This window comes from Chryseobacterium sp. C-71, assembly GCF_020911865.1.
GTDB lineage: Bacteria > Bacteroidota > Bacteroidia > Flavobacteriales > Weeksellaceae > Chryseobacterium.
Genome location: NZ_CP087131.1, coordinates 3,192,979 through 3,210,804, shown reverse-complemented (window position 1 = coordinate 3,210,804; position 17,826 = coordinate 3,192,979). Strand labels below are relative to the sequence as shown.

At 34.1% G+C, this 17,826-nt stretch carries 15 protein-coding genes; 6 read left to right on the top strand and 9 right to left on the bottom strand.

The features are described 5' to 3' along the window. Positions 1-14: 14 nt before the first annotated feature. Complete coding sequence (locus tag LNP04_RS14770; protein ID WP_229983683.1) at positions 15-494, top strand: hypothetical protein; 480 nt, start codon at positions 15-17, stop codon at positions 492-494. Positions 495-544: 50 nt separating this feature from the next. Beyond that, positions 545-1,558 carry a UDP-N-acetylmuramate dehydrogenase gene (gene murB / locus LNP04_RS14765; protein WP_229983682.1) on the top strand — a complete coding sequence of 338 codons (1,014 nt, stop codon included), beginning with the start codon at positions 545-547 and terminating at the stop codon, positions 1,556-1,558. Positions 1,559-1,595: 37 nt separating this feature from the next. Here murB and LNP04_RS14760 read toward each other — a convergent pair whose 3' ends face one another. Further along, positions 1,596-2,072 (bottom strand): hypothetical protein, encoded by a 477-nt coding sequence (locus tag LNP04_RS14760; protein ID WP_229983681.1) that lies wholly within the window; start codon positions 2,070-2,072, stop codon positions 1,596-1,598. 174 nt (positions 2,073-2,246) lie between these two features. Between LNP04_RS14760 and proC the strand changes: the two genes are divergently transcribed. Next, the gene (proC, locus tag LNP04_RS14755; protein WP_229983680.1) at positions 2,247-3,050 is read left to right on the top strand and encodes a pyrroline-5-carboxylate reductase; all 804 of its coding nucleotides are present in this window, start codon (positions 2,247-2,249) and stop codon (positions 3,048-3,050) included. A gap of 71 nt (positions 3,051-3,121) precedes the next feature. Here the strand turns inward: proC and LNP04_RS14750 are convergent, their stop codons facing one another. Continuing rightward, a complete protein-coding gene (locus tag LNP04_RS14750) occupies positions 3,122-3,547 on the bottom strand; it encodes a VanZ family protein (RefSeq protein WP_324292097.1) in 426 nt (141 codons plus the stop codon). Between the two features lie 52 nt (positions 3,548-3,599). On the opposite strand from LNP04_RS14750, the gene lnt reads away from it, so the two are divergent. Together lnt and LNP04_RS14740 are read left to right on the top strand one after the other, a co-directional pair. Continuing rightward, a complete protein-coding gene (gene lnt / locus LNP04_RS14745; protein ID WP_229983679.1) occupies positions 3,600-5,240 on the top strand; it encodes an apolipoprotein N-acyltransferase in 1,641 nt (546 codons plus the stop codon). A gap of 116 nt (positions 5,241-5,356) precedes the next feature. After that, positions 5,357-7,660, top strand: coding sequence for a GAF domain-containing protein (locus tag LNP04_RS14740; protein ID WP_229983678.1), 2,304 nt, complete (start codon positions 5,357-5,359; stop codon positions 7,658-7,660). Between the two features lie 76 nt (positions 7,661-7,736). Here the strand turns inward: LNP04_RS14740 and LNP04_RS14735 are convergent, their stop codons facing one another. Next, positions 7,737-8,909 carry a Pycsar system effector family protein gene (locus tag LNP04_RS14735; RefSeq protein WP_229983677.1) on the bottom strand — a complete coding sequence of 391 codons (1,173 nt, stop codon included), beginning with the start codon at positions 8,907-8,909 and terminating at the stop codon, positions 7,737-7,739. Positions 8,910-8,935: 26 nt separating this feature from the next. Here LNP04_RS14735 and LNP04_RS14730 point away from each other — a divergent pair, with 26 nt between their 5' ends. Continuing rightward, a complete protein-coding gene (locus LNP04_RS14730) occupies positions 8,936-12,649 on the top strand; it encodes a metallophosphoesterase (protein ID WP_229983676.1) in 3,714 nt (1,237 codons plus the stop codon). A 66-nt stretch (positions 12,650-12,715) separates the two neighbouring features. On the opposite strand, the gene LNP04_RS14725 is transcribed toward LNP04_RS14730, so the two are convergent. The 6 genes from LNP04_RS14725 to LNP04_RS14700 all read right to left on the bottom strand — a co-directional run bounded on the left by LNP04_RS14725 (position 12,716) and on the right by LNP04_RS14700 (position 17,776). Further along, positions 12,716-13,501: a hypothetical protein gene (locus tag LNP04_RS14725; protein WP_229983675.1), complete on the bottom strand. Its 786-nt coding sequence runs from the start codon at positions 13,499-13,501 to the stop codon at positions 12,716-12,718. 205 nt (positions 13,502-13,706) lie between these two features. Further along, the gene (locus tag LNP04_RS14720; protein WP_229983674.1) at positions 13,707-14,579 is read right to left on the bottom strand and encodes a hypothetical protein; all 873 of its coding nucleotides are present in this window, start codon (positions 14,577-14,579) and stop codon (positions 13,707-13,709) included. 7 nt (positions 14,580-14,586) lie between these two features. Then, the gene (mazG, locus tag LNP04_RS14715) at positions 14,587-15,360 is read right to left on the bottom strand and encodes a nucleoside triphosphate pyrophosphohydrolase (RefSeq protein ID WP_229983673.1); all 774 of its coding nucleotides are present in this window, start codon (positions 15,358-15,360) and stop codon (positions 14,587-14,589) included. Between the two features lie 234 nt (positions 15,361-15,594). Then, positions 15,595-16,335, bottom strand: coding sequence for a deoxyribose-phosphate aldolase (deoC, locus tag LNP04_RS14710; RefSeq protein WP_229983672.1), 741 nt, complete (start codon positions 16,333-16,335; stop codon positions 15,595-15,597). A gap of 5 nt (positions 16,336-16,340) precedes the next feature. After that, positions 16,341-16,811, bottom strand: coding sequence for an Lrp/AsnC ligand binding domain-containing protein (locus tag LNP04_RS14705; RefSeq protein WP_229983671.1), 471 nt, complete (start codon positions 16,809-16,811; stop codon positions 16,341-16,343). Positions 16,812-16,843: 32 nt separating this feature from the next. Beyond that, on the bottom strand, positions 16,844-17,776 hold the full coding sequence (locus LNP04_RS14700) for an endonuclease (protein ID WP_229983670.1): 933 nt from the start codon (positions 17,774-17,776) through the stop codon (positions 16,844-16,846). Positions 17,777-17,826 lie beyond the last annotated feature (50 nt).

The window sequence follows — 17,826 nt, the reverse complement described above, 5'->3', positions numbered from 1 at the left end:
AAACTTTACATATTATGTCAACAGTAAAAACAAATGCTTTAAGAGTAATCTTATCTATGTTTTCACTGTTGACATTTTTTTCTTGCAGCGAAAAAAGTTTTGAAAATAAACCCTCACCAAAAGATCCTGAAGAAATTACTTTCATCAGCTTATCAAATGTTGGCGGACAATTAGGAAACTATAGCAGCTACAAAATCACTCAAGATTCTATTCATTTTGAAAGCGGAATGACTGCCAATCAAAAACATAATGAATGGCACAGAGCAATTACTCCTCAAATCTGGAAGAACCTGATTTCTTCTATTAAAATCAAAGACTTGGGCTTAATTGAAAGTTCGCCCAGCATTCAACCGATTGACGGAATTGATGAAACTTTTCAGATTAAGACCACAAAAAAATCTCATGTTTTTGTGAATGCTTACAGCGATACCCATTACAGACAATTTGAAAAATTCAAAATCAAATTAGAAAACCTTTCACCTGAGCAACCCTAAATTTATAATCTACATTTTAGCTTAAATTAATTCTAAATATCTTCTTTTCAATGCACGAAAATTTTTCTTTAAAACCTTACAACACTTTCGGTGTAGAAGCAAACGCCAGATATTTTGCAGAAGTAAATTCTGTTGATGAATTAAAAGAAACGCTAAAACTCTCAAACATTAAAACTCTCCCACTGCTTTTTATTGGAGGCGGAAGCAACATTTTGTTAACGAAAGATTTTGAAGGATTGGCAATTCAGCTTCATTTAAAAGGAATTTCAGAAGAAATCATCAACGAGAATGAAGTTTTAGTAACCGCACAAGCCGGAGAAAACTGGCATGAATTCGTCATGTTTTGTTTAAATAAAAACTACGGCGGATTAGAAAACCTTTCTCTTATTCCGGGAAATGTAGGAACTTCACCGATGCAAAATATCGGAGCATACGGAACTGAAATAAAAGATGTATTTGTAGAATGTAAAGTTTTAAATTTAGAAACAATTGAACTCGAAACTTTAAGCGCAGAACAGTGCAGATTTGGGTACAGAGATTCTATTTTCAAACAGGAAGGAAAAGGAAAATATGTAATTTTGGAAGTAACTTTCAGATTAACAACAGACAATCATTTAATTAAAACAGAATACGGCGCTATACAATCTGAATTACAAAATTTAGATATTGAAAATCCTACCATTCAGGATATTTCAAAAGTTGTCATCAATATCAGACAAAGCAAATTACCCGACCCGAAAGTGATTGGAAATGCAGGGAGTTTTTTTAAAAACCCAACCATTCCCTTAACTCAATTTGAAGAATTAACGCAGAAATTTGAAAATATTCAAGGATATCCGAACAGAGACTTTGTGAAAGTTCCTGCAGGCTGGCTCATCGAACAATGCGGCTGGAAAGGAAAACAAATCGGAAACGTGGCTTCACACAAATTACAATCTTTAGTCATCATCAATGCAACCGGAAACGCAACCGGAAAAGAAATTTTTGATTTTTCGACGATGATTATTGACTCTGTGAAAGATAAGTTTGGGATTGAGTTGGAAAGGGAGGTTAATATTATATAAAAAATGCCTCGGTAATTTACACGAAGCATTTGGTCATTTAAAAGCTATCTTTCAACTTTTGTTTATCAAAAATAAACGTTTTGGGTGTACTGTAATCTGATATTTCTATAAATCCCCCGAAAGAAATATTTCTATCAGAATAAATATTTTTCAAAATCTCCTCTTGGTAGTAATAATTTTCTAAAGTAATATCATTTTTTATCCCAAATTTTTCAATGGCACTTTTTATTACTACAGAATCATTATCAGTAAAAATATTATAAACTATCTTGGTGCTATCTTTCATAAGTTCTTCATATCTCTCAATAGAATATGGACTATCTGATGTCAAAATATTTAGATAAATAGTTTTATTACTTGTAAGAACATCTTTATAGAAAGGAGATTCTTCATATTGATATGCCTTTATTGATGTTGAGGTTTGTTTTTTCACAGTTGTTTTACCAAAAAAAACCACAAACAAGACACCTAAAAAAACGAATATCACACAACAAATAATGATAGCTTTTTTCATAGAAATTATTTTAAATCACTAAAATATTTGCAAATTTTTATAAATTAGAATATTATACTAACTATAAATTTCAACATAAAAAATTAACTTAGCAATATGTAATGAGAAATTCTTGAAGAATCTAATCTAAAATCAAGAAACAATATTTTAAAAATACCATTAAACAACACACAAATGAAAATAGCCATCATCGGAGCCGGAAATATGGGCTTATCTTTTTCTAAATCTTTTCTGAAATACGAATTGATAAAACCTGAAAACCTTCATCTCATTACAAGAAACCAATCTAAAATTCAGAAGATTTCTGAAGAGTTCCCAAATTCAAAAATTTCAATTTTTGATAATGTTGAAGAATTAGATGCAGATTTAATTATCATCGCAGTAAAACCACAGGACTTTCAACAAGTTGCAGAAAATTTTAAATTTAAATTAAAAGAAAACCAGATGGTTCTTTCCATCATGGCAGGAATCAAAATCGGGAAGATTCAAAAATTACTCAACCATCAATCGGTTGTAAGAGCAATGCCGAACTCTCCTACTCTTTTGGGAATGGGAATCACAGGATACACCTCTGCAGAAGGAATTACTTTCAATGAATTGATGAATGTTGAAAGACTTTTAAACAGCACCGGAAGATCTGTTTATCTCGAAAATGAAGATTTACTAGACGGCGTTACCGCACTTTCCGGAAGCGGACCGGCTTATTTCTATTATATCGTTGACGCCATGATAAAAGCCGGAACTCAGATGGGAATCGATGAAAATCTTTCTAAACTTTTCGTGAAGCAAACCATGCTTGGCGCTTATCATCTAATCAATAATTCCGAAAAAAACTTGGAGGAACTCATCAAAGATGTAGCTTCTAAAGGCGGAACTACAGAAGCGGCTTTGAAGACATTTGAAGACAATAACTTCAAAGAGATTTTACAAAAAGGAATTTTAAATGCCGAAAAGAGAGCCAAAGAATTGAATGGATAGGATTTTCGTTTTAGCGTTTTAGCGTTTTAGCGTTTTAGCGTTTTAGCGTTTTAGCAAAATTAAATCATTAATTATACAACCAAAGATTTAAAACGAAATTCAATAAACCTGCACATCCGCCAACCCAAATAAACTCCAAAAGTATTGAGAATGACATCATCCACCTCAAAAATACCCAATCTTGAAAAGTATTGAAGAGCTTCTACAATAACAATGGCAGAAACAAATGTTATAAGAGTATTTTTCAAATCTTTTATCTGAGGAAATACCCACCCCAAAAACCCGAAAGGAATAAACATCACTACATTCCCCAAAACAACACGAATAATATCCCACCAGCGAATTGTATTTTCAATGTAGCTCAATGTTGAAAACAGCGGTTCTATCCTTATGACATTTTCATCATACTGAAATCTCCCCATCCCGAAAAACATCAGATAGAGCAGAAAAATGGTATACGGTAAAATGATGAATTTATAAAATTTCTTTAACATCATTTGCAAAGTTATTCATTTCAAAAGCATTAAATTTGTGTGTTAAAATAATTTAATGAAATACGTTCTACTTACGCTCATTTCAGCGATGCTTTTGTCCATCTCCTGGCCTACATACGGAATTCCGTTTTTTATATTTTTTGCCCTCGTTCCACTTTTGATGATGGAACATGGGGTTTCTAAATTTTCCAATTTCAACAGAAAAAGCTGGGTAGTTTTCGGGCTTTCCTACTTATGTTTTATCATTTGGAATATTGTCACCACAGGCTGGTTATATGGTTCTAAAAACCCCGACGGAAGCCACTCGATGATGGCTGTTCTGATTCCTATTTTAGCCAATTCGTTTTTATATTCTTTGGTCTTTCAATGTTATCATTGGTACAAAAATGCTCAAGGGAGTTATTGGGGATTGGCATTTTTCGTAGCAATCTGGATGAGTTTTGAAAAATTCCACATGAACTGGGAGCTCACATGGCCCTGGCTGAATTTAGGAAATGTTTTTTCAGATTATCCTGAACTAGTTCAATGGTACGACACTTTAGGTGCAACCGGTGGCAGCTTCTGGATTTTATTAATTAATGTTCTGATATTTTACACCATAAGAGTTTTTGAAGCTGGACGAAAAAGAAAAGATTTAATAAGAAATTCATCCATTGTTGCTTTACTGATCATTCTTCCGATGATTATCTCTTTGGTTAAATTTAATAATTTTGATGAAAAACCAATTGGCCAGGTCAACGTTTTGATGCTGCAGCCCGCACTTGATCCGTATGCAGAAAAATATTCCAAAGACAGCGTTACTATCGTCAAAGAACTTCTTGCCCTTGCCGAGCAAAACACCAAAAGAAAAATAGATTATTACATTGCTCCAGAAACTGCAATCCCGGGAAGAGGCTCTATTTCTGAAACCGCATTTGAAAAAAGCGTACTTCTGAATGACGTTAAAGGTTTTCTGGCAAAACATCCTGGTTCGGTATTCACCACCGGAATTTCATCGCATCGATTTTATAAAAGTGATAAAAATTTACCTAAAGAAGCCTATCAGCTGAATCCTCAGCTATGGGTTGAAAGCTACAATTCTGCAGTACAGATTATTCCCAATCAAAAAGTAGAGGTCTACCATAAAGGAAAACTGGTTCCCGGTGTTGAAATATTCCCTTATATGAGTGTTTTAAAACCGCTTTTAGGCGATGCGATGATTGATCTTGGCGGAACTGTAGCATCTCTAGGAATAGATGAAGAACGAGTTGCTTTTTCAAATCCTTTCAACAAAGGAAAAATCGCCCCGATTATCTGTTATGAAAGTATTTATGGCGAATTTGTAACTGACTATGTAAAAAAAGGAGCCAACTTTTTAGCAATCGTCACTAACGATTCATGGTGGGGCGTTACAGAAGGTCACAAACAGCTTTTATCTTATGCAAAACTGAGAGCGATTGAGACGAGAAGAGAAATCGCAAGATCTGCAAACAGCGGAATTTCCGCACATATCAATGCAAAAGGTGAAATTCTGGAAGATACTTTTTATGGTGACCAAACCGCATTATTTGCTAAGGTGAATCTTTATGACAACGAGACATTCTATGTAAAAGCTGGAGATCTTTTGAGCAGATTTTCCTTGTTTTCTTTAGGATTTCTTTTATTTTACTTTTTAATTAAACGGTTTCAGAAGAAATTAGAAAAAAAGAAAGCTTAGATTTTTTTGAACTCTCAACCAGTGAAATAAATTAATTTTAATTGATAATTCACTCCTGCGAATTCACCTTTTAAAAGACCTTTTTCATACCTTTACCTTCACAATTTTTTCACATTTTGGCAAATCTTTACAAGAAAGAAAGTCCGTTTCAGGTTTTTATATCGTTCAAAAAATATTTGGATGTGCTTGAGCATATCAGATATAACGACCGATTGGAGTATCGTGCCAATTACGCAGAATCTTTGATTGAAAAAACAAAGAATTTCAAGGAATTGCGGGATGGTTTTCAAGATCTTGCGGTGTTTGAAAAACATAAAGACCTCATAAGACTTTTACTGGCTGATCTCTTTCCGACAGGTTTGACGAAAAATGAAATTAAAGCCGCCGGAATTCCTTTAACGAATCTTACATTCAATTATACCGAGAGATTTCAGAATATTCTGAATGATGCCGGAAAAGATTTTGAAATAGAATTCAGAGACATCAGTGATGATGAATACTACGTTTTTTGTTGCTGTCTTATTCTGCAGACCTACCTTAAAAAAGATATTAAAACTAATATCCCTTTTTATTATGACATTCCCGACAAACAGGGAATTATTAAGCATTATAAAATCACTGTCAACTCAGATTTCAGCTACGTTTATCCCGCAGAAGGCACAAAAATTCCCACTGATGATGTTTTGGATATGCTGCTTGAAAATCTGGATGATATTCATCTTTGGAAAAAACATTTCCCATCAGAATCCTGGATTTTAAACGGATTCAGCATCATTTCACTCGTAGACTGTACTGCTGAAGTTGCTTTGTCTGATCTGAAATCTACGCTTATCAAAATTGATCTTGAAAACCCTTCACCAGACGAAAATCTGAAAGAAATTTTCAAATCCTATTTTGATGTTGCCGAACTCAATTTTGGGCTGATGCTTTTTAACAATAAAAATAAAAGGCTCGAAAAACTGCCAATCTATGACAGCGTTTTTACCAATTATCTCTTAGATTTTTGGTTAAACACATTTGACGAAGAGGTTCGCAAAACTGCCTTTGAAAACATCACGTACAACTCAAAGCCCGTTGTAATTTCTGATGTTGATAAAATAGATGAAGAAATCAAAAAATTACCTTCATTTAATATTTTGAAAAATCACCAGATCAACAGCTTTATGGTCATTCCGATTATGAAAGATGGTGAACTGCTGGCTATCATGGAGTTTACTTCACCTATTGCTAACAGTTTGAATGGTTTAAAACTGAAAAAACTCGAGTTCGTTGCAGACATGATTATTTTCTCTTTGAGCAGATTTTCTTACGAGAGAAATAATCAGATCGAAGCCATCATTCAGCGAGAATACACCACGATTCACGACAGCGTAATCTGGAAATTCAGAAATGAAGCTGAACGGTATTTTACTGCTTATTTATCTAAAAAAATATATACTTTAAAGGAGATTTCGTTTAAAAATCTTACCCCTTTATTCAGTTTTTCAGACATCCGCTCTTCGTCAGACAAACGTTTTAATCTGATGCTTGAAGATCTGAATCAGCAAATTGACGGACTTCATGAAGTGATAACTTTGCTCAATTCTTCAGACTCTGAAAAGTTTTTATTGGCTTTAGAAATTTTTGAAAATGAATTAAACAATGAAATAAAAGCAGATACAGAGCAACTTTTTCAGAGAATTTTACGGGAAGAGATTCACCCTTATTTACAAGGTCAGCTTGAGATAAAAAGCGATGAAAATATTAAAGATAAAATCAAAAATTATTTTAGTCAGGTTTTTACTCAGAACGATTTGTTTTATGCCAACCGTAAAAATTTAGATGATTCTATCACACTTCTAAACCGTAAATTAGCCGATATTCTGGATCAAAAACAAGTGATTGCACAGGAAATTTTCCCGCACTATTTTGAGAGGTTTAAATCTGATGGTGTCGAGCATAATCTTTACATCGGTCCCAATATCGCTCCCGAACTAGCCTATTCTACAAAAGTCGTTCACGAACTGAGATATTGGCAGCTGGAAACAATCTGCACGATGGAACATGAGTTTCATCTATTCAAAAAAGACCTTCCAATTTCTTTGGATATTGCTTCGCTTATTTTTGTTTATAATGAAAAAATAGACATCCGTTTCCGAATGGATGAGAAACGTTTTGACGTTGACGGTGCTTTTAACTCTAATTTTGAAATCATTAAGAAAAGACTTGAAAAAGCTCACGTTAAAGATTCTACTGAGAGGTTAACCCGCCCGGGAAAAATCACGATTGTTTATTTCGGAATGGAAAATCAACGTGAATATCTTCAATACATCAACAGGCTTCAAAAACTAAATGTTCTGAAAGCGGATGTTGAATTCTTAAAAGTTGAGGATCTTCAGGGAATTACGGGATTGTTGGCTTTAAGGGTTTCTTTTGTATGATCTAAATTATTTGTTACTTCTTTCGATCAAGAAAGTTCCTTCTTTAAATATACCCAAATTTAGAATTCTCTATTAATTACAAACTGAGAAAAGCATACGCAAAAGCAAGTACCGAAGAGATAATTCCTGCCATAAAAATGGTGTAGGTGATAGAAAGTAGTTTATATTTTCTGTCTAAAACTTTCCCAAGGAAATACAAATCTTTCACCATAGAATCGTAAATATAGTCTCTGTCCTTGATGAGATCATGCATTGAACTCAGATAATGGTCAAATTTCATCTGATGAAAATTCCCGAAGAATAAAAGATTCACTTTTCGGTCTTCGATATCCTGATTGGTAAAAGTAGTTTTCGTAACATTCGGTTTTGTAGAAAGAATGGCAAAAATGATCGTCAGAACACTCGAAATCAATAGAAAAAAAGTTGGGATAATCAAATGTGCATTCTTCGGAGTATCTAATTTCGGAACCAAAACAGACAAACAAACCGAAATGATAATCGCATTAACCGAAAGCAAAATATTTGCCTTGCTGTCTGCAATATCACTCAATCTCGTATGATTATTCAAAGTCACTCTGAAAAGAGTATCTACACTTCTGTCAGATTTTGGGTCTTTTTCTTTTTTTGAATCTGAATTTTCTTTTTTTGGTTTTTCTTCTTTATCAATTTTCTTTTCCAATTTTTTTACATTTTTCAGTTTCAGCGGTTCCCAGTTTTCTTTGGCGTAATCGGTAAAATATTTGTGCTTGTTTTTCAGAAAATCTACATTCATCACGTTCCATTCATCATTAGAAAAACACATTCCGCCGGTCAGTTCCCATTCTTTACGCAAAGCCTCAGCAGAATCATTATAAAACGGACTCGCAAAATGGCTAAAATCTGCATCTTTCATGATTTGCTCGAGAAAATTTTGTGGCTGATGATATTTTTCGGTAGCTAAAATCAGTTTAGAAACTTCATCAATATATTCTCGTGAAGCGTTCTCATGAAGAAGGAACTCTGTAACAATTTCTACACCTTTCTTTTCATGACCTTCAGCGTCACAACCTGTAAAACCTACGTCGTGAAACCAAAGTGCCAATAATACTTTTTCTCTGTCTGACTCAGAAACTTCAGAGTGACTGATGATCTCTTCAGCTTTGTTGACAGCGTATGTGGTATGAATAAAATTATGATAAAAATATACAGAAGATAACTTATCTTTGAATAAGTTTTCAACATAATCTTTGGCTTTGTTTAAAACGCTCATTTCTGAATTTTTCTTAATGTAAATGTATGAATTTATCCTTTAAATTTAATCGAAAAATATTCTCGGCGAGTGCGAGAACCATCCTTCTTTCCGGATTTCTGTTTTCGTGTGCAACCTATAACGTACAAAAAGGAAAAAACTTGCATGAAATACAAAATTCTGAGATAAAAACCGAAAATGATTTTAAAATCTTCCTTGTTGGCGATGCCGGAAACGCAGACGAACCGCAAGCGCAACAGACTTTAAATTTCATTAAAAATAAATTAGATTCAGCCGATAAAAATTCAATGCTGCTTTTCTTAGGAGATAATATTTATCCGTTGGGAATGCCAAAAGAAAGTGACAAAGGCCATCCTTTAGCAAAACAGAAACTTGAAAACCAATTAGCAATTACTAAAAATTTCAAAGGGAAAACGTTAGTTATTCCCGGAAATCATGATTGGTATCACGGTTTGGAAGGCTTGAAAGCACAGGAAGAATTTGTAAAATCTTATCTGAATGATAAAAAAGCTTTTTTACCTAAAAATTCTTGTCCGATTGACGATATCAATTTAACCAAAGACGTCAAACTAATCGTTATAGATTCTGAATGGGCTCTTATCAATTGGGACAAATATCCGGGAATCAATAAAGGCTGTGACATCAAGACAACAGCAGATTTTTATGCCGAGTTTAAAGATTTAATTACAAAAAATCAGGATAAGAGAATCATTGTGGCAGTGCATCATCCTGTCATCAGCTCGGGCGTTCATGCGGGTTTTAATTCTGCAAAATCTCATCTATCATCTTTTAAAGGGAAACTTCCTGTTCCCGGAGTTGCGAGTTTAATCAATGTTTTGCGAAGTTCTTCCGGAGCGAGTATGGAAGACATTAGCAATGCGCATTATGCCGAATTTGCCAACAGAATTAAAAGCATTATTCAGGATAAAGAAAATGTGATTCTGGTTTCCGGGCATGATCACAATCTTCAATATCATGAAAACAAAAATATCAAACAAATTATCAGTGGTGCGGGTTCTAAAACTGATCCGGCAACGATTGTTGAAAAAACAGATTTCTCCTATGGCGGAAGCGGATTTGCGGTTTTAAGTCTCAGAAAAGATTTAAGTTCAGATGTTGAATATTTTTCGACTAAAAATAATAAACTTGAAAAGCTGACTCAGATTGAAGTCCTTAAAAAACCAGAAGAGTTTCAAAATAATTATCCGGATACTTTACCTGCAACCGTAACATCTACGATTTACTCCGAAAGACAGACTAAAGCAGGAAAATTCTACACTTGGCTTTGGGGAAATCATTACAGAAAATACTACGCACTTCCGATTGAAGCCAAAACCAAAAACCTTTCAGACATGAATCCCGGATATTCTCCTGTCAGAGAAGGTGGCGGAAACCAGTCAAACAGCTTACGTTTAAGAACCAATGACGGACAGGAATTTGTGATGCGCGGAATCAAGAAAAGTGCAGTCCGCTTTCTGAATGCTCAGGCTTTTAAGAAAAACAGTTTCGGAAGCGAACTCAACAATACCTTTCCGGAAAGATTTTTGCTCGATTTTTATACAACGAATCATCCGTTTACAGGTTTTGCAGTTAACAATATGATCGACAAATTGGGTATTTTTCACAGCAATCCTGAATTATATTACATTCCAAAACAAAAATCTTTAGGACGTTACAATCAAAATTACGGTGACGAACTGTATATGATCGAAGAGCGATTTTCTTCAGATCCGAAAACTTTGCAATCGTTGAACAACGCTTCAGACATTCTTTCGACTTCTGATGTTCTGAAAAATATGCGAAAAGACGGTAAATATTCAGTTGATCAGGATCTTTACATCAGAGCAAGAATTTTTGACATGCTGATTGGCGATTGGGACAGACACGAAGATCAATGGAAATGGGCAGAATATAAGGTTGGCGACAAAGTAGTTTACAAACCGATCCCAAGAGACAGAGATCAGGCGTTCAGTAACTATGACGGTGCTGCTTTTAAATTGTTGATGAATATTCCTGCAATTCGTCACATGAAAACGTTTAAAGATGACATCAAAAGCGTACGATGGATGAATATGGAGCCATATCCAATGGATTTAATTTTCTTAAAAAATGCAAATCAGGAAGACTGGATAGCTCAGGCAAGATACATTCAGGAACATTTATCAGACAATGATATTGACAGTGCTTTTGATAATTTACCTAAAGAAGTTCAGGACGAAACCATTACAGACATTCAGAGAAAACTGAAGCTGAGAAAAGGCAAACTGGGAGATTATGCTACAAGATATTTTGATGTTTTGCAGGAAAAAATTCCATTGACAGGAACAGTTAATAAAGATAAATTTGTGATTACTAAAACCGGAAATTCTGTTGAAGTTAAACAGTATCAGCTAGACAAAAACAAAGGCGAAGAACTGGTTTTTGAAAAGAAATACGATGATACCAAAACCAAAGAACTTTGGATCTACGGTTTGGAAGAAGATGATATTTATGAAGTTTCAGGAGAAGGAAAATCTAAAATCAACATCCGTTTAATTGGCGGTTACAATCATGACACCTACAATGTAGAAAACGGAAGCAAGGTGAAGATTTATGATTTTAAATCTCAAAAAAACACCTACAATGCAAGATCAGCGACCAAACATATCTCTAACGATTACGATGTAAACACCTACAATTGGAAGCATCCGAAGTATAATTTCTTTGCAGGATATCCGATGGCTAATTTCAATCCGGATGACGGCGTGATTTTGGGAATCGTTGCTAATTATACAGTCAATAATTTCATCCGTGATCCTTTCACCCAAAAACATAGTTTAAGCGCTAATTTTTATACAGCAACTGGCGGATTTAATGTTGGTTACAAAGGAATTTTCAAAAAAGCAATCGCTGGTTGGGATGCTGGAATTGATGCGACTTATACCACTCCATTTTTCGCTAGAACATTTTTCGGTTTAGGAAATGAAACTTTGAATAATGCTGATGAAGACAACAGAGACTACAACAGAGTGCGTATTTCTCAGTTTAAATTTGCGCCTTCTATTTCAAAAACTAGTTGGCTGAATCTGAAGCATCAATTTCAGTTAAATTTTGAACATGCTAAAGTAGAAGTCAATGATGACCGTTTTGTAGCTGTTTCTCAATATGTTAATCCTGAAGTTTTTAACGGACAACAATTTGCGGGCGCAAACTATACGTTTAGTTTTAAAAATTTAGACAATAAAGCCTTTCCGACTTTAGGGTTGGAAATGATTTTAAATGCAGGTTGGAAAGCGAATATTTCAGAATTTAATCAAAACTTCGCCAATTTCAATGGAACGTTAAATGTCTTCCACAGAATTGATAAACGAGGGAAATTTGTGTTTGCCAACTCAAGCAACGCAATGATCATCAACAATAACAATTTTGAATTCTATCAGGCTGCTGCAATCGGCGGAAACAACGGAATGCGAGCTTACCGAAATGAAAGATTTGCCGGAAAATCATATTTCGCCAACAATTCTGAGATCCGCTGGAATTTCGGAAGAATAAAAAACAATATCGTTCCTACGAACTTGGGAATTTTAGTCGGCTATGATTTGGGAAGAGTTTGGAAAGATGGTGAACAATCCGACAAATGGCATCAAGGAGTCGGTGCAGGATTCTGGATGAGCCTTCTTGACACTTTTTCTGCACGAGTAGATTACTTCATTGGCGAAGATGGCGGAAGAATTTCCGGTGGTGTGGGATTAAGTTTTTAATGATATCGTTTCCTGTTATCAAATTATCGTAAAAAAATCCGCAGAAAATTTCTGCGGATTTTATTCTTATAAGGGGTGATGAAGTATTATCTGACCGTTGGAATCATATTGATAGGTCCATTCTGCATTTCCATTTCCTGGCAAAAATTGAGGATTCTGCAAGTTCTGAACTATATAATTTGTTTTTCTATAATTATTATTTGACAGGCTCTTCTCATAGAAATTATCATTTACTAAATATAATTTTTTAAACGGATTCTTAGAATTATCAAAATTTGAATATGTTTTCGTAGTTAGAGTTATATCGAACCCACCGGATTTTTCTAGTTTTTCACTTTTGATTAGATTATTATTTGAGTCAAAATAATAACTAAAGTAGGTTTCGGAAGTATAAGTTTTAGAATATATTTTTATTTTCCCCGGTTCGTAGGTATAATTTTTAACAGTAATTACTTGATTAAATTGATCGTACAATTCTGCTTTTTTAGGTTTATTATTTTCCATTGTATATACAATAGTAGGATAAATGTCATTTGAATGTTTAACTTCTATCTGATTACTATGATATGATAAGGTAGTAAATGAGTCCGGATAAAAATTATCTTGCATCCAGATATTTCCTGACTTTACATATTTACCCGTCATTTTGATTAACCTTCCATTTTCATAATTAAAGGTATAATACCAAGATGGCTTCATAAGTGCTGCAGCATTGGGAAACTCCATGTACAATACAAATGCTTTATTGGGTTCTAAATCTGTTGAACTTTCCTGATTCTCCAACAAATCATCCGAATTTGTACTACAAGAAATCATTCCTAAAATCAATAAAAAATAAAAAAGTTTTTTCATGGTTAATTTTAAATGCCGCAAAGATACAATTATTCACTATAATACCAATGAATACATTCTCATGTAAACCCGTTTGTTTATGAATGCTTATAATGATTCATCTATTAAAGTGAATATTATGGCTGAAAATTTTTGATACTGAAGCAAACGATTAAGATTTCTCCAGAAATCGAAGATTCGACGAAATGAATGATAAACTGAATATTTAATTTAAAGAAAACTCATACACATTTCCACCTTCATTCTTATCTTTTTCATCCGCAATCAACAAGGTTTTATCATCAACAAAAACGACCGCTTCTTTTTGTGAATTGTGATTTAAAGGTATTTTCTGAATTTTGGATGAACTAAAATCATTCGCTGTAAATCCTGAAAGTATGTTAATGTTTTTATGATTCAGAAGCACAATCTGATTTTTTGAATTGATGGTTGCTGAAGTAATTGCCGCATCACTGTAACCACCTTCCAGTTTCAGTTTACCAACTAATTTCGCTTCAAAATCTCCTTCTTTGTTTGGAATTTGGAAAACCAGAAAAGTCCCGTCAAAACCTTTGCTTCTGTTTTTTGTGAACAGGTAAAAACTGCCGTCTTTCTCTACAAAAGCTTCACAATCGTACAGTAAATTTGATTTTTTAGGAGGAAATTCAGTCTGTCCTTCATAATGAAATTTTGTTGTCTGAATAACCTTTGTCGATTTCTGAGAATCAGTTTTTAAATCTAATTTTAAAATGGAAAGATTCTGTCTGTCATTTTCGTTATTTCCAAAATCTCCGATGTAGATATTTCCGGCTGTATCTTTTGTAATATCTTCCCAATCATTGTTTTCAGCGTTTTCCACCAAAACGTCAGTAGTCAATTCGCCTTGTCGGTTTAATCCGTACACCACATTTTTATTTCCGGCGTCTTCGATGGCCCAAATGGTTTTCTGATCCTGCGAAAGAGCAATCCCGGAAACTTCTTTCAGTTTTTTGGGCAGAGAAAATTCAGTTTTCAAAGAATCTTGCTCCGTTTTTTCACTCGGATTTTTGGGATTACAGCTTAATAATAACATGGCAGAAACTGTGCAAAATATATTCATTTTCATTTTAGTTTTTATTTAAAAGTTTTACTTCATCCCAAAGTTCGTCCATTTCTTCCAACGTCATATTTTCCAATTTAAGATTTCTTTCTAAAGCTAAATTTTCCATCTTCTGGAACCTGGAAATGAATTTAAGATTAGTTCTCTCCAAAGCTGAATCTGGATTTAAACCTGAAATTCTTGCGTAATTGATTAATGAGAAAAATACATCTCCCAATTCCTGTTCTTTTTTATCCAAATCACTTTCCTCATGAAATTCCTGAATCTCTTCATCAACTTTTTTCCATGCATCATCCGCATCATGAAATTCAAAACCAATTCCTTTTACTTTTTCCTGAATTCGGTACGCTTTTACCATACTTGGTAATCCTTTAGGAACACCTCCCAAAATCGATTTGTTACCTTCTTTAAGCTTTAGTTTTTCCCAATTCTGTTTTACCTCCGCTTCATCTTTCACTTCCACATCACCATAAATATGAGGATGACGGAAAATCAGTTTTTCGTTTAAAGAATTAATAACATCAGCAATATCGAAACTCTCTTTCTCTGAACCTATTTTAGCATAAAAAACCAGATGCAGAAGTACATCACCGAGCTCTTTTTTAATTTCAGTTAAATCTTCCTGCAACAAAGCATCTGAAAGTTCGTACGTTTCTTCCAACGTCAAATGACGAAGTGTCTGAAGCGTTTGCTTCTGATCCCACGGACATTTTTCACGAAGGTCATCCATAATATCCAAAAGTCTTCCAAAAGCTTCGATTTTTTCCTGTCTGGTGTTCATAATTGAGAATTAAAAGGTGGTACAAATTTAATTATAATAATGTTTCTTTAATGTCTGTTCAAAATAAAAATCAATTTATTTCCCCGATCCTAAAGGGAGTAAATTGATTTTTAGACAATACCTTTGAAATAAATTTCTTCCTCCCTCTAGAGTTGGGGTAAGAAGAAATTTCCCCAAACAGGTTTTATAAATTAAAACAAAAAAACCTTATCGCTGATAAGGTTTTGTATAAATTCAGACTTCCGTAGAAGATTCATTTTTAATTAAAGCCAAAGCTGAGGAAGTACCTATCCGTTTGACACCGAGATTGATCATCTTTTCGGCATCTTCAGGAGTTCTTACTCCGCCTGCTGCTTTTACAGGAAGTTTTCCGGCATTGTCGAGCATAATTTTTACACCTTCAAATGTTGCTCCGTTGGGTTTTCCCTCTTTTGTTTCGTAAAAACCGGTGGAAGATTTCACGAAAATTTTAGCTAAATCATCCTCATGGAAATTTTCTACTGCCCAATTGGAAACATGCTTCGTCAGATCAGCGATTTGCTCATCGGTGAGAGCGGCAATTTCGATGATCCATTTGGCAACTTTTTCGTTCTGTATACATAATTGAGTGCATTTTAGAAATTCCTCTTTCATATACTCCAGATTTCCTTTTAGATATTCAGAATAATTGATCACGAAATCCAATTCATCAGCACCGTCGACGATTGCTTTTTGGGCTTCAGCTAATTTTGCATCCAAAGAATAAGTTCCTTCGTGAAAACCAATCACTGTCCCCAAAATAACATCAGCATTTTTCTCCAGAATATATTTTCTGATTCCAGCAACATAATCAGGACGAATCATGACCGCATACAAATGATGATCAATCGCTTCCTGAGTGAGTTGTTTTACTTTCTGCAAAGTTTCCTCTTCAGAAATCCCTGCCTGCAACGGCGTCTTTAAATAAGTTGAATCTAAATACTGAGCAATATTCATTTTTATTATACTTTGAGTTGTCGGTTGATCCCTTGCTCCAAAGATATAAAAGTTTCCGTTCTTGTCACTCCTTTCATTTTCTGAAGTTTATTTAAAATCTCCATCAGATGGTCGTTGTCTATGCATAAAACCTTTAAGAAAATCGTATAATTTCCTGTGGTGTAATGTGCTTCTACTACTTCATTTACATCTTTCAGTGCTTTTACCACATCCGGATAATGGCTTGGCTGATCGAGGAACATCCCGATGTACGAAACAACTTTATATCCTATTTTTCTTGGGTTCAGAAATGAAATAGAGTTTTCGATTACGCCTGCGTGCTCCAGCTTTTTGATTCTTTGATGCACAGCTGTAGTTGAGATCCCTACCTGCTTAGAAATGTATGCCAAAGAGCTTTTAGCATTATCCATCAACATATAGATAATTTCTTTATCTAAAGGGTCTAAATGATAGCTTGTACTGGTTGAGTTTTTCATCTTAGATTTATTACTTTTTTTTATATTGTCATTTATTTCTTTAATACTATAAAAACAGGAAAATGATCACTGTAACCGCCCAGATAACGACTTCCTGCATAGGTTCTGAAAGGCCTGTCACTAAACATTTTATTTCTGCTTCTCAGTTTTTCTGGCTTAAAAATTTTGGCATCGTAATAGGATAATGATTGATTGTCATCAAAAAATGATTTTGACAATAAAATCTGGTCAAACAAGAGGCCTGATTTATAGTGAAAAGCCGAATAATTTTTGGTAGAATACAATTCCTGAAAAGGATTGTTCAGAACTTTTTCATTTTTATCATCGAAAAGGATTTTCAGTAAACCTTCGCCGTCAGGATTTTCATTAAAATCACCGCAAAGAATTACATTTTCCTTTTCAACATTGACGATCTGAACAATTCTGTTTCTGATTTCGCTTAAAATATAATCGCGTTTCGGCTGATTGATATCTTTCTCTCTTTTTGAAGGAAGATGCGCTACAAAAACATTGATAATTTCTTCTTTAAATTTAACTTTCGAGAATAATACATCCCTTGTCGTATCGTAGTTTTCAGGATTATTGTCTACTATTTCAAAGAAAAATGTGATGGCTTCAGAATCTATGATTTCAATTTTAGATTTATCATAAAGTAAGGCTACATCCACCTTTCTTTCATCCATCGAGTTGTAATGAACGATGCCATATTGAGAATTGAAAGGGCTCATCTCCACAAGATCTTCCAGAACTTTTCTTCCGGAAATCTCAGAAAGACCAATCATGCACGGAAGAATGCCTGTTTCATCCTTCATCAGCTGAAAGACGTGTGAAATTTTGAAAAGTTTGTCTCTATATTTTCTTTCGTCCCAATTTCTAAGTCCCGAAGTTGTAGGATCTAGCCTATGATTAGGCGGCGGGTCTGGCAAAAATAAATTTTCTACATTATAAAAAGCAAACAATTCCATCTACACGTTTTTCTATTGGCATTCTGAAATTTTCAATTTTAATTTCAGAG